At 59.2% G+C, this 25567-nt stretch carries 22 protein-coding genes and 4 pseudogenes; 14 read left to right on the forward strand and 12 right to left on the reverse strand.

Annotation, left to right across the window (positions count from 1 at the left end):
- Positions 1–63: 63 nt before the first annotated feature.
- Positions 64–1239: pseudogene (locus FW800_RS04110) on the forward strand (pyridoxal phosphate-dependent aminotransferase); the annotation flags it as partial.
- Between the two features lie 58 nt (positions 1240–1297).
- Here FW800_RS04110 and FW800_RS04115 read toward each other — a convergent pair.
- Positions 1298–1738 carry an Lrp/AsnC family transcriptional regulator gene (locus tag FW800_RS04115; protein ID WP_446437025.1) on the reverse strand — a complete coding sequence of 147 codons (441 nt, stop codon included), beginning with the start codon at positions 1736–1738 and terminating at the stop codon, positions 1298–1300.
- A gap of 108 nt (positions 1739–1846) precedes the next feature.
- Here FW800_RS04115 and FW800_RS04120 point away from each other — a divergent pair, with 108 nt between their 5' ends.
- Positions 1847–2755, forward strand: coding sequence for a DMT family transporter (locus tag FW800_RS04120; RefSeq protein ID WP_446437026.1), 909 nt, complete (start codon positions 1847–1849; stop codon positions 2753–2755).
- A gap of 75 nt (positions 2756–2830) precedes the next feature.
- On the opposite strand, the gene FW800_RS04125 is transcribed toward FW800_RS04120, so the two are convergent.
- Both FW800_RS04125 and FW800_RS04130 read right to left on the reverse strand, forming a co-directional pair.
- Positions 2831–4810, reverse strand: coding sequence for a peptidase U32 family protein (locus FW800_RS04125; protein WP_446437027.1), 1980 nt, complete (start codon positions 4808–4810; stop codon positions 2831–2833).
- 206 nt (positions 4811–5016) lie between these two features.
- A complete protein-coding gene (locus FW800_RS04130; protein WP_032875277.1) occupies positions 5017–5397 on the reverse strand; it encodes a RidA family protein in 381 nt (126 codons plus the stop codon).
- 152 nt (positions 5398–5549) lie between these two features.
- Here FW800_RS04130 and FW800_RS04135 point away from each other — a divergent pair, with 152 nt between their 5' ends.
- Positions 5550–6353 carry a hypothetical protein gene (locus FW800_RS04135; RefSeq protein ID WP_446437028.1) on the forward strand — a complete coding sequence of 268 codons (804 nt, stop codon included), beginning with the start codon at positions 5550–5552 and terminating at the stop codon, positions 6351–6353.
- Positions 6354–6449: 96 nt separating this feature from the next.
- Here the strand turns inward: FW800_RS04135 and FW800_RS04140 are convergent, their stop codons facing one another.
- The 3 genes from FW800_RS04140 to FW800_RS04150 form a co-directional block, all read right to left on the reverse strand.
- On the reverse strand, positions 6450–7319 hold the full coding sequence (locus tag FW800_RS04140) for an isocitrate lyase/PEP mutase family protein (protein ID WP_005788420.1): 870 nt from the start codon (positions 7317–7319) through the stop codon (positions 6450–6452).
- Between the two features lie 109 nt (positions 7320–7428).
- Entirely contained in the window at positions 7429–8094 is a 666-nt protein-coding gene (locus FW800_RS04145) for a DUF3313 domain-containing protein (protein ID WP_078821385.1), read from the reverse strand.
- Entirely contained in the window at positions 8094–8405 is a 312-nt protein-coding gene (locus tag FW800_RS04150; RefSeq protein WP_248132268.1) for a hypothetical protein, read from the reverse strand. Before FW800_RS04150 ends, FW800_RS04145 begins: the two co-directional genes overlap by 1 nt.
- A gap of 129 nt (positions 8406–8534) precedes the next feature.
- Here FW800_RS04150 and FW800_RS04155 point away from each other — a divergent pair, with 129 nt between their 5' ends.
- The 5 genes from FW800_RS04155 to FW800_RS04175 all read left to right on the forward strand — a co-directional run bounded on the left by FW800_RS04155 (position 8535) and on the right by FW800_RS04175 (position 14138).
- Positions 8535–9278: a response regulator gene (locus tag FW800_RS04155; protein WP_446437029.1), complete on the forward strand. Its 744-nt coding sequence runs from the start codon at positions 8535–8537 to the stop codon at positions 9276–9278.
- The gene (locus FW800_RS04160; protein ID WP_446437030.1) at positions 9275–10606 is read left to right on the forward strand and encodes an ATP-binding protein; all 1332 of its coding nucleotides are present in this window, start codon (positions 9275–9277) and stop codon (positions 10604–10606) included. The genes FW800_RS04155 and FW800_RS04160 overlap by 4 nt, the downstream gene beginning before the upstream one ends.
- Positions 10607–10762: 156 nt before the next feature.
- On the forward strand, positions 10763–11719 hold the full coding sequence (locus tag FW800_RS04165; RefSeq protein ID WP_446437031.1) for an ABC transporter substrate-binding protein: 957 nt from the start codon (positions 10763–10765) through the stop codon (positions 11717–11719).
- 13 nt (positions 11720–11732) lie between these two features.
- Positions 11733–13052 carry an LLM class flavin-dependent oxidoreductase gene (locus tag FW800_RS04170; protein ID WP_446437032.1) on the forward strand — a complete coding sequence of 440 codons (1320 nt, stop codon included), beginning with the start codon at positions 11733–11735 and terminating at the stop codon, positions 13050–13052.
- A gap of 156 nt (positions 13053–13208) precedes the next feature.
- On the forward strand, positions 13209–14138 hold the full coding sequence (locus FW800_RS04175; protein ID WP_248162559.1) for a cupin: 930 nt from the start codon (positions 13209–13211) through the stop codon (positions 14136–14138).
- Position 14139: 1 nt separating this feature from the next.
- Here FW800_RS04175 and FW800_RS04180 read toward each other — a convergent pair whose 3' ends face one another.
- Positions 14140–15045, reverse strand: a complete 906-nt coding sequence (locus FW800_RS04180) for a LysR family transcriptional regulator (protein WP_446437033.1) — start codon at positions 15043–15045, stop codon at positions 14140–14142.
- A 207-nt stretch (positions 15046–15252) separates the two neighbouring features.
- Here FW800_RS04180 and FW800_RS04185 point away from each other — a divergent pair, with 207 nt between their 5' ends.
- From FW800_RS04185 to FW800_RS04195, 3 genes are all read left to right on the forward strand, one after another.
- Complete coding sequence (locus FW800_RS04185) at positions 15253–16974, forward strand: hydrogenase maturation protein (protein WP_446437034.1); 1722 nt, start codon at positions 15253–15255, stop codon at positions 16972–16974.
- A gap of 149 nt (positions 16975–17123) precedes the next feature.
- Positions 17124–17768 (forward strand): dTMP kinase, encoded by a 645-nt coding sequence (locus FW800_RS04190; RefSeq protein WP_446437035.1) that lies wholly within the window; start codon positions 17124–17126, stop codon positions 17766–17768.
- A gap of 59 nt (positions 17769–17827) precedes the next feature.
- Positions 17828–18673, forward strand: coding sequence for a DNA-binding protein (locus tag FW800_RS04195; protein ID WP_446437036.1), 846 nt, complete (start codon positions 17828–17830; stop codon positions 18671–18673).
- A 69-nt stretch (positions 18674–18742) separates the two neighbouring features.
- Here FW800_RS04195 and FW800_RS04200 read toward each other — a convergent pair.
- Positions 18743–19192, reverse strand: a pseudogene (locus FW800_RS04200) (Tn3 family transposase); the annotation flags it as partial.
- Between the two features lie 11 nt (positions 19193–19203).
- Here FW800_RS04200 and FW800_RS04205 point away from each other — a divergent pair.
- The 3 genes and pseudogenes from FW800_RS04205 to FW800_RS04215 form a co-directional block, all read left to right on the forward strand.
- Positions 19204–19602 (forward strand): annotated as a pseudogene (locus FW800_RS04205) (5'-nucleotidase); the annotation flags it as partial.
- A gap of 170 nt (positions 19603–19772) precedes the next feature.
- Positions 19773–19946 (forward strand): annotated as a pseudogene (locus tag FW800_RS04210) (AAA family ATPase); the annotation flags it as partial.
- Positions 19947–20116: 170 nt separating this feature from the next.
- Entirely contained in the window at positions 20117–21571 is a 1455-nt protein-coding gene (locus FW800_RS04215; protein WP_446437037.1) for a TrkH family potassium uptake protein, read from the forward strand.
- A 91-nt stretch (positions 21572–21662) separates the two neighbouring features.
- Here the strand turns inward: FW800_RS04215 and FW800_RS04220 are convergent, their stop codons facing one another.
- From FW800_RS04220 to FW800_RS04235, 4 genes are all read right to left on the reverse strand, one after another.
- On the reverse strand, positions 21663–21959 hold the full coding sequence (locus tag FW800_RS04220; RefSeq protein WP_131696339.1) for a DUF6388 family protein: 297 nt from the start codon (positions 21957–21959) through the stop codon (positions 21663–21665).
- 17 nt (positions 21960–21976) lie between these two features.
- Entirely contained in the window at positions 21977–23092 is a 1116-nt protein-coding gene (locus FW800_RS04225) for a D-alanyl-D-alanine carboxypeptidase family protein (protein WP_446437192.1), read from the reverse strand.
- Positions 23093–23271: 179 nt separating this feature from the next.
- The gene (locus tag FW800_RS04230; protein ID WP_446437038.1) at positions 23272–24687 is read right to left on the reverse strand and encodes a sensor histidine kinase; all 1416 of its coding nucleotides are present in this window, start codon (positions 24685–24687) and stop codon (positions 23272–23274) included.
- Positions 24665–25345, reverse strand: a complete 681-nt coding sequence (locus FW800_RS04235) for a response regulator transcription factor (protein WP_446437039.1) — start codon at positions 25343–25345, stop codon at positions 24665–24667. The genes FW800_RS04230 and FW800_RS04235 overlap by 23 nt, the downstream gene beginning before the upstream one ends.
- Positions 25346–25567: the final 222 nt, after the last annotated feature.

Here is a 25567-nt window from a genome sequence, read left to right on the forward strand (position 1 = left end):
CCGATTGTTGCCGCGCGCATATTTATGGATTTGCGTCTTTATTCTTTCACCAGAGGCTCTGGCATGAGGTTTTCTCCCTTCGTTGAGCGAGTTGCAGGGCAGGGCGTCGCCGCCTGGGACATCCACCACGCTGCGTTCGACGCTGCCAGCCAGGGCGAAGACGTCATCATCCTCAGCGTCGGCGACCCGGATTTCGCCACGCCGGCCTTTATCACTGACGCCGCCGTCAATGCCTTGCACGCGGGAGATTCCCACTACACCGAGATCGCCGGGCGCCCGGCCTTGCGCGAGGCGATCGCGACCCGTTACCGCCAGACCCTGGCCCGCCCGTTGGCGGCTGACAACGTCATCATCGTGCCCGGTGCGCAGAACGCGCTGTTCATCAGCTCGCTATGCCTGTTGCAGGCCGGCGACGAAGTGTTGGTGCTCGACCCGATGTACGTTACCTACGAAGCCACGCTCAAGGCCAGCGGCGCCACTCTGGTGCGGGTGCCCTGCAGTGCGCAGTCCGGCTTTCGACTGGATCCACCATTGCTCGCCGCCGCGATCACGCCGCGCACCCGGGCGATATTCTTTTCCAATCCGAACAACCCCACTGGCGTGGTGCTCAACCGGCAAGAGCTGCAAGCCATTGCGGACTTGGCGATCGCACATGACCTGTGGGTGGTAGTGGATGAGGTCTACGAAAGCCTGGTGTTCGACGGTCAATACCACAGCCTCGCGGCGTTGCCGGGCATGGCGCAGCGCTGCATCGTGATTGGCAGCTTGTCCAAGTCCCATGCCATGACCGGCTGGCGTATCGGTTGGCTCATCGCCCCAGCGCAAATGGTGCAGCACGCTGAAACCCTGCTGTTGAGCATGATGTACGGCTTGCCCGGTTTCGTGATGGAGGCGGCGACGGCTGCGGTGTTGGCCCATGACGAAGTCACGCAAGGCATGCGTGAGACTTACCGACGCCGACGCGACCTGGTGGTGACTGCCTTGAGCGCCTGCCCGGGCATCCGCGTGCAGGCGCCGCAAGCGGGCATGTTTGTGTTGGTGGATGTGCGCGACACGGGCCTGGGGTCCCTGGATTTCGCCTGGCGCCTGTTTCGTGAAGCTGGCGTGTCGGTGCTGGACGCGGCAGCCTTCGGCGAGCCGGCCCAGGGCTTCGTTCGGCTTTCCTTTACCTTGGGCGAGGAGCGTCTGGCGCAAGCCTGTCGGCGGATTGTGCTGTTTGTTGAACAGCTTGCCAGTGAGCGGGCCGTGCACTGGGCGTGAGTACTTGCCCAACTCTCCCACAGGCTACGCAGCCCTGTTAGTCAGCCAACGGCGGCAAACGCCGTTTCACCGGGGTTTTCTTGACGATAGCGGTGTTGGTCTCGGCATAGGTATTCAGCCGGTCCAGCAGCGTGTCGAGGTGCTCCATGGTGCGTACATGCAGGCGTGCGATAAAGCAGTCGTCACCCGTGACCTTGTCGCATTCGGTGAACTCGGGGATCGCCTGGATCTGGCGTTCCACTTCCTGCAATTTGCCGGGCAGGGGGCGGATGCGCACGATGGCTTGCAGCAGGTAGCCGAAGTGCCTGGGGTCGATGTCGACGGTGTAGTGGGTCAGCACGCCGCGCTCTTCCAGGCGGCGCAGACGTTCGCTAACGCTCGGCGAGGACAGGCCGGTGATGCCCGCCAGAGTCTTGAGGGACAGGCGCGAGTCGTCCATCAAGGCGGCGATCAATTGCTGGTCGATAGTGTCGATCATGAGGTTTGCCTAATAAGAAAAGGTGAATCCTGGGTTTTGCCTTTTTTAGTCGCTGTAGCCGTGTCGAGCAGATTGCCATAATTGAGCCTCACTTGAGGAGCCTCAATCATGGATACATCGATCCGTCGCGGAACCTGGGAAATGATCGCCGCCATGCTGATCTCCGGCACCATTGGCTGGTTTGTGCTGGTGTCGGGCGTGTCGGTGCTTGAGGTGGTGTTCTGGCGCTGCGTGATTGGCGCGCTGACACTGCTGCTGGTGTGCGCGTTGCTGGGGTATTTGCGCCTTGAGTTACTCAACTGGGCCAAGCTCGGGCTGGCAGTGCTCAGCGGCGTGGCGATCGTCGGTAACTGGCTGTTGCTGTTCGAGTCCTATTCCCGTGCGTCCATCGCGATCAGCACGGCGGTGTACAACGTGCAGCCGTTCATACTGGTGATGCTGGCGGCGGTGTTTCTCGGTGAGAAGATCACCGTGCAAAAAATGGCGTGGCTGAGTGTGGCGTTCCTGGGCATGTTGGCGATCGTGACCGCCCATGGTGAGCAATCTAGCGGCGGGAATTATCTGGCTGGCATTGCCTTGGCCTTGGGCGCGGCATTTTTGTACGCGGTAGCGGCGCTGATCATCAAACGCCTGAAGGACGTACCGCCGCATTTGATGGCGTTGATCCAGGTGACCACCGGCGCCGTGCTGCTGGCGCCGCTGGTGCCCTGGCACAGCTTGCCCGTGTCGACCACTGCCTGGGCGGCACTCGCGACATTGGGCGTGGTGCATACCGGTTTGATGTACGTGTTGCTGTACGGGGCCATTCAGAAGCTGCCCACGGCGATGACCGGCGCGTTGTCGTTCATCTACCCGATTGCGGCGATCCTGGTGGACTGGATCGCGTTCGGGCATCGCCTGGGGTGGCTGCAATGGCTGGGTGTGGCGGCGATTCTGCTGGCCGCTGCCGGGTTGCAGCGGGGCTGGTGGTGGCCCCGCAACCTGGGTAGGAGCGAGCTTGCTCGCGAAGAAGGCTAACGATAACGCAGCGCTTCTGGTTAAAACGCGGCGTCCTCAGGTTTTTCGCGGGCAAGCCCGCTCCTACAGGAGCGGTTAGTGCGTGCCCTGATAGATAAGGTTTTCCGGGTTGAAATGCTCTACAGCACTGCCCGGCTGCGGCAACCCAAGGATATGCCCCTTGATTTTGCCTACCACATGCATCTCGCACGGCTTGCAATCGAACTTCAGGGTCAGCACTTCGTCGCCGTGGATCAACTGCATCGGCGCGACCTTGGTCTTCACGCCGGTGACGCCCTTGGCCTGTTTGGGGCACAGGTTGAACGAGAAACGCAGGCAATGCTTGGTGATCATCACTGGCACTTCGCCGGTTTCTTCGTGGGCTTCAAAGGCCGCATCGATCAGCTTCACGCCGTGACGGTGGTAGAAGTCGCGGGCCTTCTGGTTATAGACGTTGGCCAGGAACGACAGGTGCGCATCCGGGTACACCGGCGGCGGGGTGGTCTCGGCCTTGCGTCCACCCCGAGGGTGCGCCTGGATGCGGGCGGCGGTCAGTGCTTCGATCACTTCACGGCGCAACGCCTTGAGCTGCGAGTTGGGGATGAAGAACGCCTGGGGCGCGTCCAGCTCGATGCGGGTGGCGTGGTACTCCGTGGTGCCGAGCTGGCCGAGCAGATCGCGCAGGGTGTCCAGTGCCTGTTCCGGCTTGTTGGCTACACCAAACGGGCCGGGCAGGGTGACACTGGCGCTGATGCCTTCTTCGCTGGTGGCGGTGAGGTGCAACTGCTCTTCACGCAGACGCGCAACCCACGCCAGGCCAATACGGCGCTCGGCGGAGGTCTTGAGCAGTGCCTGTTGCCAGTTATGGTCCAGGTTACGGTTCAAAGGATGGTTGGGGCGCAACTGATGCAGGCCGGCCGGCATTTCATTCGGCTCGACGCGGTAGCGATAGCGCTTCTCGCCGTCTTCTTCGAACTCGCCTTTAGGCTCGGCGATATTGGCGCGGAACCCTACCACCTCACGCTTGACCAGCACATTCAGACCATCGCCGTTGGAAAGCGGCTCATGGGTGACTACCTGCAAGTCACGCTTGCCGGCTTTTTCCACCACACCCACCGGCAGGCCGGTAAACGTCGGGGTGTCGAACGCGCCGATGTCGATCTTGCGATCGGTGACGAAATAGTCGGTGCTGCCACGGTGGAAGGTTTTTTCCGGGTCGGGCACGAAGAAGTGCGCGGTACGCCCGCTGGAGGCACGGGCCAGGTCCGGGCGGTCTTCGAGGATTTCGTCGAGGCGCTGGCGGTAGTAGGCGGTGATGTTCTTCACATAGCCCATGTCCTTGTAGCGGCCTTCGATCTTGAACGAACGCACACCCGCTTCGACCAGCGCGCGCAGGTTGGCGCTCTGGTTGTTGTCTTTCATCGACAGCAAGTGCTTTTCAAAGGCCACGACGCGGCCTTGGTCATCTTTCAAGGTGTACGGCAGACGGCAGGCCTGGGAGCAATCGCCACGGTTGGCACTGCGCCCATTCTGCGCATGGGAAATATTGCACTGCCCGGAGAACGCCACGCACAGGGCGCCGTGGATAAAGAATTCGATGGCGGCATCGGTTTCGTCGGCGATCGCGCGGATTTCCTGCAGGTTCAGCTCACGGGCCAATACCAACTGCGAGAAACCGGCCTGATCAAGAAACTTTGCCCGGCCCAGGGTGCGGATGTCGGTCTGGGTGCTGGCGTGTAGCTCGATGGGCGGAATATCCAGCTCCATCACGCCCAGATCCTGCACGATCAGCGCGTCTACACCTGCGTCATACAGCTGGTGGATCAGCTTGCGCGCTGGCTCCAGCTCGTTGTCATGCAAGATGGTGTTGATGGTGGTGAAGACGCGGGCGTGGTATCGACGGGCGAATTCCACCAGCTGCGCGATATCGCTCACCTCGTTACAGGCATTGTGACGGGCGCCGAAGCTTGGGCCGCCAATGTAGATGGCGTCGGCGCCATGCAGAATGGCCTCGCGCGCAATGGCGACATCGCGGGCAGGGCTGAGCAATTCAAGGTGATGCTTGGGCAAGGACATAGTTTTTTTAGTCAGGCTTGTCACGGTCGAGGCGCGCATTGTAGCCGTGAAATGCCCGGCCGGCATCTACCGCAGGGCTGTCGGGCCCAGGGCCCTGTGTGGGAGGGGGCTTGCTCCCGATGAGGGTGTGTCAGTAATTAAAACTGTTCTGACCCACCGCTATCGGGAGCAAGCCCCCTCCCACTTTTGCTGTAGCGTCATAGATATCAGGCTTTGGCAGCCATCGCTGTTACTTCAACACGCATTCCGTCCACCGCCAATGCAGCAACACCCACCGCAGCCCGCACCGGCCATGGCTTGGCAAAAAAGCGCTTGTAGACTTCATTGAACGCAGCGCGGTCGGCCATATCGGTGAGGTAGATGGTCAGGTGCATCACCCGGTCCATGGAACTGCCGGCTTTTTCCAGCGCGACTTTCAGTGCTTGCAGGGTGCATTCGCTTTGCAGGGTGATGTCGCCCAGCTCCAGGCTGCCGTCGGCGTGGGTCGGGATTTGGGTCGAGACCAGAATGCCGTTGAAGCCGATGACATCGGAGGAGATGGAGTCGGCATCCGGGTCGGGAGTGAAAGAAAGATCGTGATTGGCCATGTAGCTCTCATATGCAGTGCGGATCGAAGGTTGGCGAACAGTTTAAACACTGCCCGCTCGAAGGTCACGGCGCCTCCTGGTGTAGTTGCAGTTCCCTCTAACAGGTAAGCTTGCGCCTGCTTGTCGGTGAACGACGATAGGGACATTGAACGATGGTTAAGTTAATGACGACGGCAGTGTGTTGGGACATGGACGCGAATGTGTCGGCCAGTTTTGCGCACGCGGCCCCCAAGGACCTGTTTTATTTTTGCCCTTGTTGCCTTGAGGAGGTCGTTGCGGCCATTTCAATTCTGGGCAACTTCTATTTCAGGGCGCTGAATTCTCACAAACCGCGCTGCGTGAACGAGAAAGCCCCGTCTCACGAGTCCGCGTTTCCAGGAGTGTCAGCCCCGAAGGCGGCCTACGTTGCTCCGCCGCTTATCCCAAGCCATTTGGGCAAACTCTCCACGCGACGCAAAAACGCCAAACCAACGGTTACCGAGATGGAAGATCTGGTCTCGTCGCTCCGGGCGTCGACGTCCCCGGTTATACAGCCAGGCACATTGGCTGAAGTTGTTGAAGCATGGTCTGCTATGACCGTAAACGTCCGTCAGCGAACATCGCTATCTATCGCGGGCCAGCAACTGACCTATTTCGATGCGTTTGCGCAGCTTACTGCCGCTCAAAAGAACATTGCGTCCCTGGGATGTGATCGACTCATCACCCATGCTCAGGCGACGGTGTCGCTGCTGGATAACGTAGTTTTAGTCGTAACCTGGCTCAAGTTCGATACACAAAACAAACCAGTGCCGATCAGGGTAAAAATGAAGCGCAGTGATCCAGTAGCCAATCAATTGGCCAAAGGTCAGCACGTAAGGCTGTTTCTGCATGGTCCTGCCCCTGTACTCAATGCTCAGCAAAAATACTTCGAAATGCAGAACATCAGCGAGTACCTGGGATTCATTGTGATGACGTAAAACAACCGTTTTGCGCCGTCACAGTTTTTAACGCGGTGAGCCTTGGCGGTTGGATGAGTCCGGTGCTGACAAGGCGAATCAGCACCGGCAGGGCAATTACTCTTTAACGTCCATGAACTCTTCAGCCCACGCCACATAGCTCTCCGGCAACGTATAGGTGTGGGTCAGCTCCGTGGCGCTGAGATTGGACGTGCTATGGGTAAGCTGGCGTTGCGCACGCAGGCTGTCGTAGGTGGCCTTGATCGCGGCGAAGTAGGCGCCGTGCCCGGCTACGACGATGCGCACGCCCAGGCTGGCCAGGCGCTCGCTGTCATGCAGTTGCGGGTTGCCGTAGGTCACCAGCATCAACGGCACGCTGAGGTTCTCGGCGATTTGCTCCAGGTGCTCGAAGTCTTTGACGCCAACCATGCAGATACCATCGGCGCCGGCCTTTTCGTAGGCTTTGGTGCGGGCGATAACATCGGCGGTGGGCAACACGCCGGCGTTGGTGCGGGCAATGATCGACAATGCGGGGTCGACACGCGCCTCAATGGCTGCCTTGACCTTGCCGATGCCTTCTTCTACCGAAATCAGATCGGTGGACTTGCGCCCGAATTGCGCCGGCAGCAGGGTGTCTTCAATGGTCAGCGCGGCGACACCGGCGCGTTCCAGTTCTTCGACGGTCCGCATCACGTTCAGCGCATTACCGTAGCCGTGGTCGGCGTCGGCAATGAAGGGTAACTGGGCGACACGGCCAATGCGCGTGGCTTGCTCAACGAACTCACTCAGGGTAATCAACGCAAAATCGGGGGCCGCCAGCACCTGCAGGGAGGCGACTGAACCGCCCAGGATTCCGACTTCAAAACCCAGGTCGGCCGCGATGCGGGCAGACATGGGGTCGAATACGGAGGCGGTTTCAACGCAGATGGGCGTTGCCAGCAGGTCACGGAAGTTACGGCGTAGCGCTGAGTGAGAAATCTTGGGCATGTTCTTTCCTGGCTTTGGTCATCGTCAAGTGACGATCAATGTCTATTCGTGGTGCCGGGAGATTACCACGCAGACGGGCAGGGAATTATGACGTTTGAGCGAGGCCGTGCTATTGAGCGACGGCGCTGTATGACTGGCCCAGGTCGCGGGCCCAGCCGTCGAGTACTTCTTTTACGTTGTCGGCGGTCATCACTTGCTTGTCGTTATCCAGGGGAATGCCGATGCCCTCGCTCACGATGGCTGCCACCACATCGCCGGTCGAGCCGTCTTCGAGGGACAGCTGCGTGGCGATCTCGCTGTCCTGGTCGCGGATGCCGGCGGCGGTGCTCACGCCCGCTGCGACCAGGGTGATCGGCAGCCATTCATACAGGCGCAAGCCTTGGGTGCTGGTGGTGATCCGGGTAATGGCGGGGCGTACCGTAAGCGTGTCGGGCCCGGGCTTTGCGGCCAGATACATGTGTTTGCCAAGCTCCGACCGCAGTACCAGGTCGTAATATCCGGTGACGTGGAAGAGGGTGCTTTGCGGTATCTGGGCGCTGGGTTCAACGGCCGGGAAAAACTGGCTGGGCGCCAGGTACACCTGCTTGTATCGGCCACGCTTCAAGGCCGGACTGACCCAACTCAGCACGGTCTGACCCGAAGCACTCTGGTGCTCTTTAAGCAGGCTGTAATCGTGAAGAAAACCCGCGTCTTCGGGCTCGATACGGTTGCTGCTGCAGGCCGCCAGGCTCAAGGTGGCCGCCATCAATAACGGCAGTGAACGTTTGCAGGTCATCAGTGGGCTGCCTGTTCGTTCGGGTTGTCATGAGAGCATTCGATGTGCAACTGCCCATGGGTCATGATCCAATGGACAAGCTCGGCGATGGGGATGGAGTGGGCATACTCGACCCAGCGCCCGGCGTCGGCGCTGTAATGTTCGAAGTAGCGGCGCAATACGATGCGGTCCTGGTCCGCCGTCAGGCCCAGGCAGGATTCCTGGAACAGCATGGGGCTGTCCTGTGCGGGGGACGATGTGCGCTGGCTCAGCACCAATGGCCGCCCGGTGTCCTGTGCCTGCTCGGTATACCTGCTGCTAGAAACCTTCATGAACGTCTCCTTGAATGGAAGGCGTGCAGGATGCCCGACGGGTTTTTCCCGAAGATGTCCGGGTTGTGTCCGTGGCGAAGGAATGTTGCTCGATTGAAATAAATGACCCCGGCGCCGGAATGGTTTTAGATGTTTTCCTTTTTTGCCAGGGGACCTGGGAACGTGAGCAGACTGCTGATCGTCGACGACGACGGAGAAATTCGGGCATTGCTGAAGAAGTTCTTCGTGCAGCACGCCTATGAAGTCGACGTGGCTGCCGACGGAGAAGCCATGTGGGCAGCCATCGCCCGGCAGCGGCCAGACACCATTATCCTGGACCTCATGCTGCCCGGTGAAGGCGGTCTTAGCCTGTGCCAGAAAGTCCGGGCGCAGATGGGCATTCCAATCATCATGCTCACGGCCATGGGCGAGCTCAGTGATCGCATCGTCGGCCTGGAGCTGGGCGCCGACGACTATCTGACCAAACCGTTTGCCCCCCGCGAATTGCTGGCCCGTCTGCGTGCGGTGCAACGGCGGGCGGGGCAGCCCGTCGGCGCTGCCAGTGAGCATTCCCGGCCAATCATCGCGTTCGCCGGTTGGCATCTGGATATTACCTGCCGCGAGCTGCGCTCTCCCGAGGGCGTGATGATTCCGCTGTCCGGTGGCGAATTCGACTTGCTGGTGGTGTTTCTTGAGCATCCTCAGCGCATCCTCACCCGCGACCAATTGATCGACCTGACCCACGGCCGGGACCACGACGCCTTCGACCGCAGCATTGACGTGCAGGTCAGCCGGCTGCGGCGCAAGATCGAGCCCGATTGCAAACGCCCGGACCTGATCCGCACGGTACGCAATGGCGGCTATCTGTTCACCGCCCCGGTCACCCGGTCATGATCCGCGACCTGTTGCGTCGCGACACCCTGAACCGGCGCATCGCCCTGACCATTCTCGCCGCGATGCTCGCTTCGCTGGCGCTTAATGCCTTGTTCGTCCAGGTTGCCGGGGTCTGGGCGCGCCCGCCGATCGAGCGCACGGGGTTGCTGGAGCAGATGGCCGCCACCACCAAAGTCATCGAAGCCGCGCCTGCAACGCTGCGTTCGCAACTGGCGGCAGCGGCCAGCGATGCCCGCCTGCATGTGGCCTGGCATAACGACCCTGCGGATTTCGGCCTTCCCGACGGCAACACGGCGCTTCAAACGGGCGAAGTCCCGGGGATACAAGCACTGTTTGGCACTGGGCGACAAATTCAGGTGTTCAGCCCCAACGATTGGCCGCGTGGCAGCCCCGAAGCGCACTATGTTGCGCTCGTGCAGTTGCTCGATGGCAGCTGGCTGTCATTCGTCCCGCCTGAACGCACGTGGGGGCTGAGCGCGCCCACGCGCATCGCGGTGATCATCACCCTGGGGTTGATCGCGACCTTGTTGGTGGCCTGGCTCGCGACCCGGCAATTGGCCCAACCGTTGCAGCGTTTCGCCAGTGCCGCCAGGCGTTTTGGTGGTGATTTGCGCGCTCCGCCCATCGACAGCGAAGGCCCCCACGAAATACGCCAGGCCATCATCGCCTTCAACACCATGCAGGCGCAGATCCAGCATTTCATCGGCGAACGCACCCATATGCTCGCGGCGATTTCCCACGACTTGCGCGCGCCTTTGACGCGGATTCGCCTGCGTTGCGAGTTCATGGAGGATCTGGACCATCAGCACAAACTGATTCGCGATGTCGAGGAAATGCAGTCGATGATCAACGCTGCGCTGGCGTTCTTTCGCGACGATACGGTGCTGGAGCAACGCACTGCATTCGATCTGTCGGAGCTGCTGCAAACCATCATCGATGACTATCGCGACCAGCATTTTGCGGTGGATTTCATTGGGCCGTCCCACCTGGTCTATCACGGACGCCCACTGGGACTTAAGCGGGTGATCGTCAACCTGCTGGAGAACGCCGCCAAATATGCGCGTCACCCTGGCCTCTCTCTGAGTGGGGACGGTCAGCGCATCTGCATTGAGGTTCATGACCAGGGGCCGGGGATTCCCGAGGCTGACCTTGAGCGCGTATTCGATCCATTCTTTCGCCTCGAAACCTCGCGCAATCGTAATACCGGCGGCGTAGGTCTCGGGCTTTCAGCAGCGCGCGCCATTGTGCGCGAGCAGGGCGGCGAACTGACGCTAAGCAACCGTCTGCGTGGCTCAGGCTTGGTGGCGCGGGTCGAGCTGCCTCGATAGCCTGATGCGGTGCGCGCATTATTTGCGCATTACGTTATGCGTTATAGGTATTTTACACGCGCCTCTTAGAACCGCATCGTATTGATCCTTACGAACATTGCCGAGACCGCACGCGCGGATCGACTTGACTGCCCAACACGGCATCTGGAGACGAGCGTGCGTTACCTGACAACACTGGCGGCCGGGTTGGCCGCCACCTTGCTAAGCCTGACGGCACAGGCACAAACCCTGGTCGTGGGTGACCAGAGCTATAACGCCCAAGCGGTGATGGAAGCGGCGGGGGTGCTGGATGATCTGCCCTATACCCTGGAATGGAAGCAATTCACCGCCGGGTCACCGGTGGCCGAAGCGCTCAACGTCGGCAGCCTGGATATCGGCCTGCTGGGCGATGCGCCGGTATTGTTCCTGGGCGCATTGGGCGCACCGATCAAGGTGATTGCCGTCAGCCGCCAGAATCTTGCGGGCGTGGCGATCCTGGTGAAAAAGGATTCGTCGATCCACAGCCTGGCCGATCTTGCGGGCAAGCGCGCGGCCATCTGGAAGGGCTCCTGGAGCCAGCAACTGCTGCTGACTGCATTGGATAAAGCCGGGGTTGCACGGGACTCTCTGGAGTTGCGCTACCTCAGCGCGCTGGATGCGTCCCATGCGCTGGAGGGCGGCGCGGTTGACGTCATCGCCACCTGGGAGCCGTATGTCACGCAACAGGAACGCCAGGGTGCGCGAGTGCTGGCGACCGCCGAGGGGTTGATCCCGGCGCAGAGCTTCATTGCCGCCAACGCCAATGCGGTAGAGGCCAAGCGTGAGCCTATCAGCGACTTTCTCCAGCGGCTGAAAAAAGCCCGTGACTGGGCTCGCCAAAACCCGGCCAACGCCGATGCCTATGCCGATGCCTGGGCCAAGCGCACCCGTGCTGACGCCGATATCGCCCGTGTGTGGTTTGCTCGGGCGCGCACCACCGTCGAGCCACTGACCGCCCAGGTGCCTGTGGAGGCGCAAAAGACCGTGGACTTTTTCGCCAGCCAGGGCCTGATCAAGGCTTACCCGGCCGCCCAACTGTTTGACCCGTCCTTCGCGGCGTCCTTGCAGCCCGCCGTCGCCACCCGCCAGCCCTGAAGGGGGTCTCGTCATGACTAAAAGACAGCTCAAACTGGGCGCCCTGACCATGGGCAGCGGTGGCCCGGGCCGGCATAACCTGTGGCTCGACCCGCAACTGCCGGCCGATGCCAGCGTCAACGTCGACTGGTACATCGAGATTGCGCGCCAGGCCGAGGCGGCGCTGTTCGACTTGATGTTTATCGTCGACAGCCAATTTATCACCCCCGGCTCGCCGTCCCATTACCTCAATCGCCTGGAGCCGCTGACACTGTTATCGGCGCTGGCGGTGAGTACCCGGCATATCGGCCTGGTTGGCACGCTGACCACCTCCTACAACTCGCCGTATAACGTGGCGCGGCGCCTGGCGTCCCTGGATTTGATCAGCAAAGGCCGCGCCGGCTGGAACGTGGTCACCAGCGGTGATGCTGGCACCGCAGGCAATTACAGCCGCGATGAACATTATGACTACGCCACCCGCTATGGCCGCGCCGCCGAACATGTCCAGGTGGTGAAGGGCTTGTGGCACTCTTACGAAGACGATGCGTTTGTGCGCGACCGCGCTACCGGCCAGTTTCTCGACCCCAGCAAGCTGCACAGCCTGAACCACCAGGGCGAACATTTTCGCGTGGTCGGCCCGCTGAATATCCAACGCTCACCCCAGGGCCAACCGGTGATCTTTCAGGCCGGAGATTCCGAGCCAGGCCGCGATCTGGGCGCAGCCACGGCGGACGTGATCTTCACCCATGCGGCCAGCATCGAGCAGGGCCAGGCGTTTTACCGGGATATCAAGGGCAGGGCGGCACAAAGAGGGCGCGATCCGGAGCAGTTATTGATCATGCCCGGTGCGGAAGTCTATGTGGGTGACACTGATGCACAGGCCCGGGAAATCGAGCAGCACTACCATCAACTCGACCATAGTTTTGAACTGGCGCTCAAGGAGTTCGGGCGTAATTTCGGCTGGCATGATTTCAGCCAGTACGACCTGGATGCGCCATTCCCGCAAGAGAGCCTGGAAGCGGCGCGCAGCAGTTTTTTCACCAATGCCAAACGCATCGCCGATCAGGCGCGGGAGAAGGGTTTCACCTTGCGCCAGGCCATTGAGTTTGGTCGGCAACTGTGTCCTGGCGCCTTCGTGGGTAGCGCCGATACGGTGGCGCAGAAAATGGCCGCCTGGCTCCAGGCGCGGGCTGTGGACGGGTTCAATATCTACATCGGCCACCCCGGGCAGTTCGATCGATTCACCCGGGAGGTGATTCCGTTGTTGCAGGAGCGTGGGGTTTACCGCACAGAGTATGAAGGCTCGACTTTGCGCGAAAGTCTGGGGTTGGCGATACCACGGTTTAAGGTTTGATAGCGGTGTCGACAGGGCGCCAAGAACCTCCCCGTTTCGCATAACTGCTGTGCAGTACCAGGGATTAATCCGCCTGCGCGCACTGCCTATAGTTCATTCACACACCGCAGCGTTTAAAAGCGCTGCGGGCTCCAGCCAAAAACTGAGATGAGCCTGATGAACGAATTCAACCCTGCGCCGACGGATATAAACCAAATGGACGCCGAGTACTTCGAGTACAGCAAAGCGGCCAACCCCATCAGTGCCAACCTTATTGCGCGCATTCCCTACCACAGCTTTCCCGCCTCGTTATACGACAGTGGCCCTTCACGCGTGGTACCGCTGGACCTCAGCGACGCTTTGGGCTGCGAAGGCCCTGCGACAGGCCCCGGGCTGTGCGCGAATTTCATGCGCCTTAACCGTGGCGACACGCTGACCGTGCAACCCAATGCGACGTCCCAGGTGTTCTACGTGATCGCGGGCGAGGGCAGCGTGGTTCAGGGCGAACATGAGATTCAATGGTCAAAAGGTTGCTTTATGGCCTTGCCTGGCTTGCAGGCAGCACACTTCAGCGCCCGCCAGGATGCCCGTCTTTACTACGTGCACGATGAACCGTTATTGCGTTACCTGGGGGTGGCACGCAGCGCAGACCGCTTCGCACCGACGCTGTACCCCGCAGAACTGGCTAACGCCAAGCTGCGTGAAGCGGCCGACGATCCTCGTGCGCAAGACCGCAGCCGCATCAGCATTTTGCTGGGCAACCGCAATTTCCCCCAGACGCGTACCGTGACCCATGTGCTGTGGGCCATGTATGGGATCCTGCCGGCAGGCTCGGTACAGAAACCTCACCGGCATCAGTCGATTGCGCTGGATTTCATCATTGATTGCCCGCCGGGCTGTTACTCGCTGGTGGGCACCGAGTTGGACGCGGACGGGCAGATCCGCAATCCGCAGCGGGTGGACTGGTCGCCTGGCCTGGCATTTGTCACGCCGCCGGGGTACTGGCACGCGCACTTCAATGAATCGGACACTGAGGCGTTCCTGATTCCGATTCAGGACGCAGGGCTGCAAACCTATCTGCGCTCCCTGGATATTCGCTTCAGTTGAGTCATGTCCACTCAGGCGTTTCGCCCAGTCGCTCAACGATAAAGTCGATAAAGCACCTGACCTTGGATGACACGATGCGCTTGGGCGGGTAGACAAACCGCACGGCGAAGTCGCGCTCGACATCGCGTATTCGCCATTGCGGCAGCCACACGAGCAACTCGCCGGCCTGGATGCTCTGGGCGACCAACCAATCCGGTAACAGGGCAAAGCCCAGCCCCTGGCGTGCGGCGATCAGTTGTGCGTCGAGATCATTTATCCGAATGCAGCCGTTGTGCAGCAGCGGTGATACCTGATCGCCGCAGACAAAGCTGATAGCGCCCGTAGGCAGCGTACCCAACACCGCGGGCAAACCGGCGAGGTCGGCGGGGGTTGAGGGTGCAGGGTGCTGCCTGGCAAAAGCCGGGCTGACCACCACACGGTAATGGCCATCGCAGAGTTTGCGGGCCTTGAGCGTCGAATCGGCCAGCGCGCCAATGCGTATGGCTAGATCGACGCCGGCATGAATCAGGTTGACCTGAGCATTATCCAATACCAATTCCACACTGATTTGCGGGTAGCGCGCGCAAAAGTCCTTCAAGGCTGGAAGGATGTGATGGCGGGCGAATGCCGGCGGCAGGTTGAGCTTCAACAAGCCCCTGGGCTGCTGGTTCAACGCAGACGTCGCCGCCTTGGCGTGTTCCAGTTCATCCAGCACCCTGCGGGCGTGCATCAGGAAGGTCTGGCCGCCTTCGGTCAGGTGCAAGGTGCGCGTGGAGCGGTTGAACAACGCGATACCCAGGTCTTGCTCAAGATCCTTTATATAGCGTGAAACCGTGGACGCCTTGATCCCCAAACGCTCGGCTGCGCGGGAGAAGTTATTGCCTTCGGCAGCTTCGACGAAGGCGGTGAGGGCACTGAAATAGTCCAAGGACAGCCTCGGGGCAGGGCAGGAAAGTTGGCAGGTTGTTGAAGTTTGCAGGGCGCTGTCAACTCGAAACTATCGTCATTTGCTGGCACAAGCTTGATCCTGGTCAGGTAACGCTGCTGCCACGCTCTATAACCTTGGGCTTCCATCAAAGGCCAGGGACGGCTCAAGGAGCACCTCTGGTCGCCCAATCTCAAGGAAGAGTCAGCCATGCGATCATTGAAGATCCTGTTGTTATCCTCGGCGTTCAACGGTTTGACCCAGCGGGCCTGGCTGGATTTGCGCCAGGCGGGTCACGACCCCAGCGTTGTGGTATTCACCGATGAAACCACGGTGTGTCGCCACGTCGAGGCGTCAGGCGCCGACCTGGTGATCTGCCCATTCCTGAAGGACCGTGTACCACAGCAGCTATGGAGCCACCCGCAGCGCCCGGTGGTGATCATCCATCCCGGCATCGTCGGTGACCGTGGCGCCAGCGCACTGGACTGGGCCATCACCCAGCAGGTCAAGCGCTGGGGCGTCACGGCCCTGCAGGCCGTGGAGGAAATGGACGCCGGGCCGATCTGGTCGACCTGTGAATTCGACATGCCCGCCGATGTACGCAAATCCGAGCTGTACAACGGCCCGGTGAGTGACGCGGCGATAGTCTGCATCCGCGACGTGGTGGAAAAATTCGCCAATGGCTTCGTCCCGGAGCCCCTCGACTACACGCAACCTAGCGTTATCGGGCGGTTGCAGCCGAACATGACCCAGGCTGACCGCACCTTCAGTTGGTTCGATTGCGCAAGTTTCATCAAGCGCAGCATCGACGCCGCCGACGGCCAACCCGGTGTGTTGGCAAGCCTGCTGGGTGGGCAATATTACCTGTACGACGCGCACTTGGACTCTCGCCAGGGCACCCCGGGAGACATCCTCGCGGTACAGGACGACGCCGTGTTGGTGGCAGCGGGGGATCACAGCCTGTGGATAGGCTCGCTCAAACGCAAGGCCCAGCCAGGGGAGGAGACCTTCAAGCTGCCGGCTCGCCATGTCTTGGCTGAACAACTGGCTGACATTCCGGTGTTGAACAGCTCGATCGCGCAACAAAGCTTCAATGCGCTGGCCTATCAACCGATACGCTACCGGGAGGCCGGTCACGTCGGCGAACTGACATTCGATTTCTACAACGGCGCCATGAGCACCGAACAATGCCAACGGCTGGTGGCAGCATTGCGCTGGGCCAAGGCGCGAGACACCCAAGTGTTGTTGATCAAGGGCGGGCGAGGGAGCTTTTCCAATGGTGTACACCTCAATGTCATCCAGGCCGCCAAAGTGCCGGGTCTGGAAGCCTGGGCCAATATTCAAGCCATCGACGATGTGTGCCGGGAGCTGCTAACCGCCAGGCAACTGGTGATCAGCGGCCTGACCGGCAGTGCGGGCGCAGGCGGCGTGATGCTCGCGCTGGCCGCTGACATTGTATTGGCCCGTGAGGGTGTAGTGCTCAACCCGCATTACAAAACCATGGGGCTCTATGGCTCCGAGTACTGGACCTACAGCCTGCCACGGGCCGTCGGCAGTGAGATCGCGCACAAGCTCACCGAAGAATGCCTGCCCGTCAGTGCCGTCCAGGCCTTGCAGCACGGAATGGTTCAGGACATCGGCCCACGCTGCCCACACGCCTTTGATCTGTGGCTCTCTCAACAGGCCCAAAGCGCGCTGACCGATGAGAAGTATCTGTACGCACGCACCCGTAAAGCCACGCTGGATATTCAGCAGGTTGAACGTTGCCGCGAACATGAGCTGGTACAGATGCAGTTGGATATGGTGCAAAACCGCCAACAGTTTGCCGAAAAGTGCCGCAACTTCGTGTTTAAACGCAAAACCTGCCGGACCCCGCAGCGCTTGATCGCGCCCTGGGCGGTGACGTACGAGGCCGAAGTCCCGGAATGCTGAATGGCTGACCAATCCTCAACGGTCGACGTGGGGAGGGCACAGCCTCGCATTGGGCAATAGGGTTCCCCATAATGGAGGCCAATTCGCCCAAACGCTCAGACCAGAGGCCCCATGGAACTGCACAACCTGAACGATAACGCAGCGCTCGTATGAATCGTGCGCTGTTTATTTCGTTGGATGGGCCCAAGGGCACCGGCAAAACCACGCTGTTGGAGGCCGTTACGACAGCATTGAGGGCCGACAACAAGAAGGTGGTCCGATTGTGCGAACGCAAAAGCGATCCCTATCGAGCGCAAACGATGGCTCTGGTTAACAGATTCGCCAGAGACCCCAGCCGGGATCTGGAACTTGAGGTGTGTGAACGCTTTGCTGACAGCCGTAGTTGGATTACCCGGCACGTACTGGCTGCACAGCCACCTGACAGCATCATCCTGATGGATCGCTGGTACCCATCCGATGCGGCGTTTCGGCGGTTGATACCGTTTAAACACATTCTTGCGCTGAACCTTGATCGACAGGTGCAAGTGCCGGATCTGCATGTGGGGGTTGTCACCTCAGCGCAAATATCCTGGGCGAGGGCAGCGACACGACGGCGCGGGTTGAGCAGTACGGTGATGCATAAGCTGGAGGAGCAGGTTGTGTGTACAGAGGCGTTTGAGCGGGCGGTTGTGGGGCAGGGGTGGGTGATGTGTCGGAATGAAGGCACAATCCAAGACGCAACGACGCAGGTGGTTTCGGAGATCTATAGAGTCCTTCGACGACCTGTAGACGAAGTTTGCTGCACCGGGCCTTGATGCGGTTGAGATAGGGGTTGCGCTGAGCTGAGTTCGCTTCCTTTGTCCGGTAGAATCACGTGTTTGCTGCTGCGGATGCGGTGCTGGCCCGCGGTGAACGGCCGACGGTGGAACGGGTACGCCTAGAACTGGGTCGTGGCAGCCCGGCGCGGGTCGGTGGGTTACTGGATCAATGGTGGGCGCGCCTGGCCGAACGGCTGAACGGTGAGACCCGTCTGCCAACGCTGCCGGCCGACGTGGCACAGGCGTTTGTCGCGGTTTGGCAGCAGGCGACTCATCTGGCACAGGCCGTGGCTGAGCAGGCGTTGTCCGAACAACGTCAGGTTTTGGCCGCCGAGCGCGAACAAGTCGCCTCCGTCGAGGACCAGGCTCGTCAGGACGCCGCGCTCGCTCGGCAACATGTGATGGCCGCCCAGGCAGCACAGCAATTGAGCGAGACTCGTTTGGCTGACCTGGAGCTGCTTCTGGAACAGCGTTCGACGCAGATTCAAGACCTGCAACAGCAGCGCGACAGCCCGCTGCGGGAATGCGGTGACGCGCGGCAGCACAGCCAGACCTTGCAGCAGGAGCTGCAGGAGTTGCGACTCAAGGTCGAGCAGGAACGCGTCGAGCAGGAGATCTACCTGCGCGGGGTCGAGGATCGTGCGCATCGTGAAGTCGATCGTGCCCGGGAAGAGAGCAAGCGCATGACCGCCCAAGTGAAGGAAGCAGGCAACCAACTGGAGCAGTTGCAGCAAAGGATTGAAGGTGCGCAGGCCGCGCTGGGTCAAGCACTGCAGAACGCCGCAGCACAGCAGGCGCGTGGCGACACCCTGGAGCAGCAGTTAGTGCAACTGCGCTCACCACCGGTCAGCGAAGGTAAGACTCGTGCGAGGAAAAAGCCCGGACCCAAGCCTGCGAAGTAAGCGCGCCTAGCCGTATCGTCAGCATATGGCGTCTAAGGGGCGAATAGAGAAAACGGAAAAAATCGTACGCTAAGGTTTTCCGGGCAGCCTTAGCGGCCGAAACTTCCCGTCCTCCAGCCTGCGGCTCTGCCGCCAGACATAATCGCCGGTCAGGTTGATGTGCTCCCACCCAAGCGGCGATAGGTATTGCAGCAGCTCGCCATCCACCGACTTCCCCGTTTCGCCCATCGCCTGGGTGGCGCGTTCCAAGTACACCGTGTTCCACAGCACGATGGCGGCCGTCACCAGGTTGAGACCGCTGGCCCGGTAGCGCTGCTGCTCGAAGCTCCGATCCCTGATTTCGCCGAAGCGGTTGAAGAACACCGCCCTGGCCAGGGAGTTGCGCGCCTCGCCCTTGTTCAGTCCGGAATGCACGCGGCGACGTAGCTCTACGCTTTGCAGCCAGTCGAGGATGAACAGTGTGCGCTCAATCCGGCCCAGTTCGCGCAAGGCCACGGCCAGACCGTTCTGGCGCGGGTACCTGCGGCTTTATGCAACCCCATAACCCTGGGCCGCTGAAGTAGTTCATGGTGCGGATATCCAAGATCCAGTCGGTCGAGGAGCAGCACAAAAAGCTCAATTCTAAATACGAAAACCGCATACGCGTTTCGATCGTTACGGCCCGCAATGCTCCATCTCATGAGCGTGCGATGAATACACTCAAGAGTTGGGGTGTCATGGCCAATGACGCCTTCTTTCTGGGTGGCATCGAGAAAGGGAAAATTTTGGGCGTGTTGAAGCCGCACATTTTCTTCGATGACCAATCATGGCACCTCAAATCGACTAGCGCGGTTGCTCCATCCGTGCACATTCCTTTCGGCATCACCAACCATGTGGCGACAGAGGTTGCGCTAGAGCTTGAAGCTGATCAGGTTCAACAGGTGGTGTAGTACGGTGGCTTGCGCGCGTAAGTTCCACAGGAATTCGCATCGGTTCTGTGCTGCAAAAAAGCCTATAGCACGGTCTTTTTGAAGGCCAGGCATGCAGGCTATATGGCATTTTTTAGCTTGGCGTCACTCTCTAGTAACGAATACGCCAGATAGAGGAAGAAAGGACTCTCATGTACCTACGAACATTGGATATCAGTGGTTTCAAGTATTTCGGTGATGCTTTCACCATCGAATTCCAGGACGGCTTCAACGTCTTGGTCTGTGAGAATGGAGCAGGCAGGACGGGCGTTATTGCTGCATTACGGCAGCTGTTCAATGACTCTGAGTCCGGTAAGCGTGTGATCAATGGCGGTTTGAAAAAAGGCTGAGGTAGCGTTCCTTAACCGCGCAGTCTTTGGAATAGGCTAATGTTGACGAAGCGACCAGTCGGCCCTAAAAAATTACGGAAAATTTACGGGTGGAGACGTTTTGGCGCCGCGATACTGCGCGGCGCTAACTTGCCAGGTTATTGTTTATGTCCTACGCGGCAATACGACTCATCGGCTTTGTCTTAGGTCTGTTTCTGATTACGTTGGCCATCAGCATGGCCATCCCCATGATCACCTTGGTGATCTATGAGCGCAGCGACGATTTGTCCGCCTTTCTTTGGTCCAGTTTGATTACATTCATCTGCGGCCTGTTGCTGGTCATGCGAGGGCGCCCAGAGACCGCTCAACTTCGCCCAAGGCACATGTACCTGCTGACGACCGGCAGTTGGGTGGTGGTGTGTATCTTCGCGGCGTTGCCAATGGTGTTTATCAGTCATATCAGTTACACCGACGCCTTTTTTGAAACGATGTCTGGCATCACAACAACCGGCTCAACGGTGTTGAGTGGTTTGGACACTGCCTCGCCCGGGCTGTTGATCTGGCGATCGATGCTTCACTGGCTGGGTGGGATCGGTTTTATCGGCATGGCCGTGGCGATTCTACCGCTGCTGCGAGTAGGGGGCATGCGGCTATTCCAGACAGAGTCTTCAGACTGGTCGGAAAAAGTGACGCCGCGCTCCCATGTGGCAGCCAAATACATTCTGTTTCTCTATTTGGGACTCACAGGGGGCGGAACGCTCGCGCTCTGGATTGCCGGGATGACGCCATTTGATTCCGTCAATCACGCCATGTCGTTGATCTCTACCGGTGGTTTCTCGACGTCGGACGCCTCGCTTGGGCATTGGACACAGCCTGCTATTCACTGGGTGGCAGTTGCCATCATGATTCTGGGTAGCCTGCCTTTTACGTTATACGTCGCGACATTACGCGGCCATCGGCGCGCGCTGCTGAAGGATCACCAGGTTCGTGGATTTATTGGGTTCTTGGTCTTCGCGTGGCTGGCGGTAGGTACTTGGCTTTGTCTTCACAGCGATTATGGATGGTGGGATGCATTTCGTATCGTGGCGGTGAATGTGACATCGGTTGTCACCACCACCGGCGTCGCCGTCGGCGATTACACCGTGTGGGGCAGTTTCTCCGTGTTGCTTTTTTTCTATTTGACCTTTGTGGGGGGCTGTTCAGGCTCCACAGCGGGGGGTCTTAAAATCTTCCGTTTTCAAGTGGCGGCAACTTTGCTGGTGAGCAGTTTGAAGCAACTGATCCACCCGCGCGCAGTGATTCAGAAAAAGTACAATGGCCACCCCATCGACGAAGAGATCTTACGTTCGCTTTTGACGTTCTCATTCTTTTTCACCATCACGATTGCTGTGATTGCCTTGGGCTTGAGTCTGATTGGGCTGGATTGGACAACGGCGTTGAGCGGTGCCGCTACGGCGGTGTGTAACGTCGGGCCTGGGCTTGGCACAATCATTGGGCCGGCCGGTAATTTTTCATCACTGCCGGAAGCCGCCAAATGGCTATTGACCATAGGCATGCTACTTGGACGGCTGGAAATCCTGACAGTGTTAGTGCTCGTCACGCCGGTATTCTGGAGATATTGAGTGCTCACTGTTGAGAGGCTGGAGCCAGGATAGACGGTCAGCACTCAGGGCCGTCGCGACGCGAAGCACCGATGCATGTGCGGCCCAAAGGCTACTCGGTGATCCCATTCAGCGTGCAGTAATCCTTCCATGGCATCTCAACCATTTCTGACACTTCCCGATGAAACGCGAGGGTCAGGCGTTTCAGCTCTTGGGGGGACTGCGAAATCATTGTCAGCGTCAGCTCCCACACTTCTACCCCAAGCCTTGCGGCCTCTTGCTCAAAGGCCGATTCAATACACAGTTTCTTTTCAGCCTGACTCAGTCCCTGTACAGCGTCATTGAGGGATGAATCGCCTTCGAAGAATTTTGATAGCGCGAGCTCTTTGCGTAGATCATCGGAGTTCATGACCTTCTCCTCACTATTCACGTTACCTGGGCTTCATCGAACCAGCTGCGGACCGTCTGGGTAAAAAATAAATGCGCGGTATCCCACCAGCGTCGCCACCAATGACCTTGCTCCGCGTCCACGAGGACCACCAATGGCCGACTCCCCAGCTTATGCTCGGCGTCGAACAGGTCGAGTCTTCCGACGACCGTGCCTGCCGTGATAGGGGCTTCGATGGGGCCATCAAACGCCAGGCGCATCTCGACGTCACGATTTTTATTCTTGGGCAGCGTGAGGGTCATGTCTTCAAGCAAGCCCACATTCACGTAGGGTTGTATGCCTTTCCAGAGCGCGACCTGCGAGAGTACTTCGCCACCTTTCTTATAGGTTTGGGTGTCGTAGAAGCGAAAGCCGTAACCCATCAGTTTCTCTGTTTCTGCCGTACGCTTATGGGCGCTACTGGCGCCCAGAACTGCGCTGATCAAACGTTGCCCATCCCGCTGTGAGGAGGCGACCAAGCAGTAGCCCGCCGCCTCTGTGTGCCCGGTCTTCAAGCCGTCATAGGTGGAGTTACGCCATAAAAGCGCGTTGCGGTTGGATTGCTGAATGCCGTTCCAGGTGAAGGTTTTCTTGGCGTAAAGAGGGTAGTAGGTGGTCCCTTCGTTGATGACTTTTCGAGCCAGGGTCGCCATGTCACGTGCGGAAGAATAGTGCTCCGGGTCCGGTAGGCCGGTGGAGTTCATAAAGTGGGTGTTGAGCATTCCCAGTGTTGAAGCGGTTGAGTTCATCATCCCGACAAACCCGGCTTCGCTTCCAGCGATATGTTCGGCCAGCGCAACGCTCGCGTCATTGCCTGAGTCGATGATCACGCCGCTTAGCAAATCGTGAACCGAAGCAGAGCTGCCGGGCTTGAGAAACATCCGTGAGCCACCTGTACGCCAGGCATTTTCGCTCACGACGACCTCATCATTTGCGCTTATCAGGCCAGACTTAAGCTCATGCGTCGTGATATACGCAGTCATTAACTTGGTCAGGCTGGCCGGTGGTAGGCGTGCATCACTGTTGTGGCTGGTAATGACCCTGTTCGTTTTCGCGTCTATGAGTATCCAGGCTTCGGCTCCCAGCTTCGGCGCAGCGGGGATCATTGTCCCCATGGTCGCGTTGGCAGCCAGAGCGGCATTCGCCCAAAGAAGCGGTGGTGTTACACAGAGCACGGTTAAGGCACGCAGGAACAACAGATATCTCACAAGCAAAAGGCCTTGGGTCAGCAATATGTGCTGCCAAACTAGGCCTGGGCGCCGAGGCGCTCAAATTAACCAGTATTAAGTTAAATTTAATGTTCAGGTACAGATCGATCCGTGGCTTGACCGCTGAACATCGGGCAGTGAATCAATACGCGTGTTCCCCTACCCGAGGCACCGGGGTGGATATCCAGTGTGTATCCGTGCAATTTCACGATGGCGGCGACTAACGACAGGCCTAGGCCGTGGCCTGGGTTTATCTGGCTTCCCTCGCCGCGATAGAGCCGGCGAATGACATGCGTACGGTCCGCTTCAGGGATGCCGGTACCATCGTCCACTACTTCAATAATGACAGTTGAGTCCTTGATGCTCCCCCGCAATTCGATATGGCCGCCCTCCGGGGTAAATTTAATGGCGTTATCGAGCAGATTGACCAGCGCTTCGAACAGTAACGAAGAGTCGCCATACACCTGGGGACAATCGCTGGGAGTGTCTAGCGAAAGCGTTTGGGCGCGGTCCAGTGCCATCGGTTCGTAAAACTCATGCGCCTGTTTCAACAACGTCATGATCGGGAAGGGCGCAAAGGCAGAGCGGCGACGAATATCCTCTAGCTCAGCGACCCGCAGCAGTCCTTGAAAGCGCACCATGATCGACTCGCTCTCCTCAAACGCCTGATTCAAGGTCTGCTTATGTTCTAGGGCCAGCGGTAACTGCTGGAGCTGATAGAGCCGTGCGCGTAAGCGTGTCAAGGGTGTGCGCAAATCATGGGCAATACCGTCGCAGACGCTTTTCACCTCATGCATCAACTGCTCTATGTGATCAAGCATCGTATTGACGGCGTTGGCCAGCATATCCAGTTCATCGCGGCGTGCTGACAACGGCAAACGCTCAGCCAAGTTGCCCGAAACGATACTTTCGGTACACAGCTGCAGGCGTTTGACACGACGCAATGGGCGACGTCGCAGTAAGCGCCAGCCAATCAAACCGGGGATAAGGGTTAATGACAACCCCCACATCAGGGCCTGCTCAATAATGCCGCCCACGGCGGAAATCGACCCGCCGTCACGTGCCAAAATCAGGATATGTCCGTCAGGGCGCCGTGCCAGCAAGGCATAGCTGCTTCGGGTTTCGGTGCTGGGTAACGCAATGCTCAGGCCGCGCTCAAGGTAGTGAACCTGGCCGTCGTCGGGTAGGTTGGAGCGCAGTTTCAGCAGGTCGCCGGCGACATGGGTGCCATCGGGTGCAAATAAACCGTAGGCGTCGATCCCGGGGGTCGAGTAAGCCTCACTCGCCGCCAACTCAGCAAGCAGGTTTGAGTCGTCGACCTTTTGATAGTAGTGGGCGCGTTGCAACAACGTACGCTCGGCAACCGTGCCCAGATAGTGGGAGATTTCCCAGTACAGCACACCGGTAAAGAGTGCTCCCCAGGCCACGAAGAACACCGCGTAAAACCCGATCAATCGACTACCGGATGAGCGCCATTCCTCATTTTTTGGTAGCGAGGACATAGCCGGCACCGCGTATTGTATGGATCACAGGCGATTTTTCGTCGCTTTCCAACTTCTTGCGCAGTCGACCGATATGCACATCAATGATGTTTGTCCCAGGATCGAAGTGATAGCCCCAGACGCCTTCAAACAGCATGGTGCGAGTGACCAGTTGGCCGGCGCTGCGCATCAGGCAGTTGAGCAGTTTGAACTCGGTGGGCAGCAACTGGATGTCTTCGTCATTGCGCGTCAGCTTGTGCTCCACCAAGTCCAGTCGCAGGTTGCCGCAACTGAGGTGTGGGTTGCTGGGGTCTGCGGCGGTGCGTCTGAGCAATGCGTCAAGGCGCGCGATCATCTCGACGGCCGAAAATGGCTTGGTCAGGTAGTCATCGCCGCCCGCACGAAGTCCCAGGACGCGCTCATCCACATCTGACAGAGCACTGATCATCAGGACCGGCGTCTGAATCCCGAGACTGCGCAAGGTGCTGACAATCGTCAGCCCGTCAAAGTCCGGCAACATGCGATCCAGCGTAATCGCGTCGTAACCGCCTGCAATCGCCAAGGCCAGTCCGTCGCGTCCAGTGGCAGCCCACTTTGAGCTGAAACCGTGGCGTTGGAGTTCAGCGACAATGATTTCGGCCGTCACCTGATCATCTTCAATGACCAACGCATTACTCATAATTTCCTCCATTCGTGCATGTTTTTCAGCGCTCCCGACTCAATGCCGACATCCAGTGCAAGCGAACCTTATTGCTCCAAGCTGCGCGCGAATACTAACTATTTTTTAACCCACCTTAACCCGGTCATCTCGCCTGCACGGATATATTCGTAATAAGAGCCGAACGAGCTGACTGACATGAGGGTAAATAGTGACAACCTATCTGGCTTTCTTCTTGCTGAC

It is taken from the genome of Pseudomonas sp. 910_23 (genome assembly GCF_052850795.1).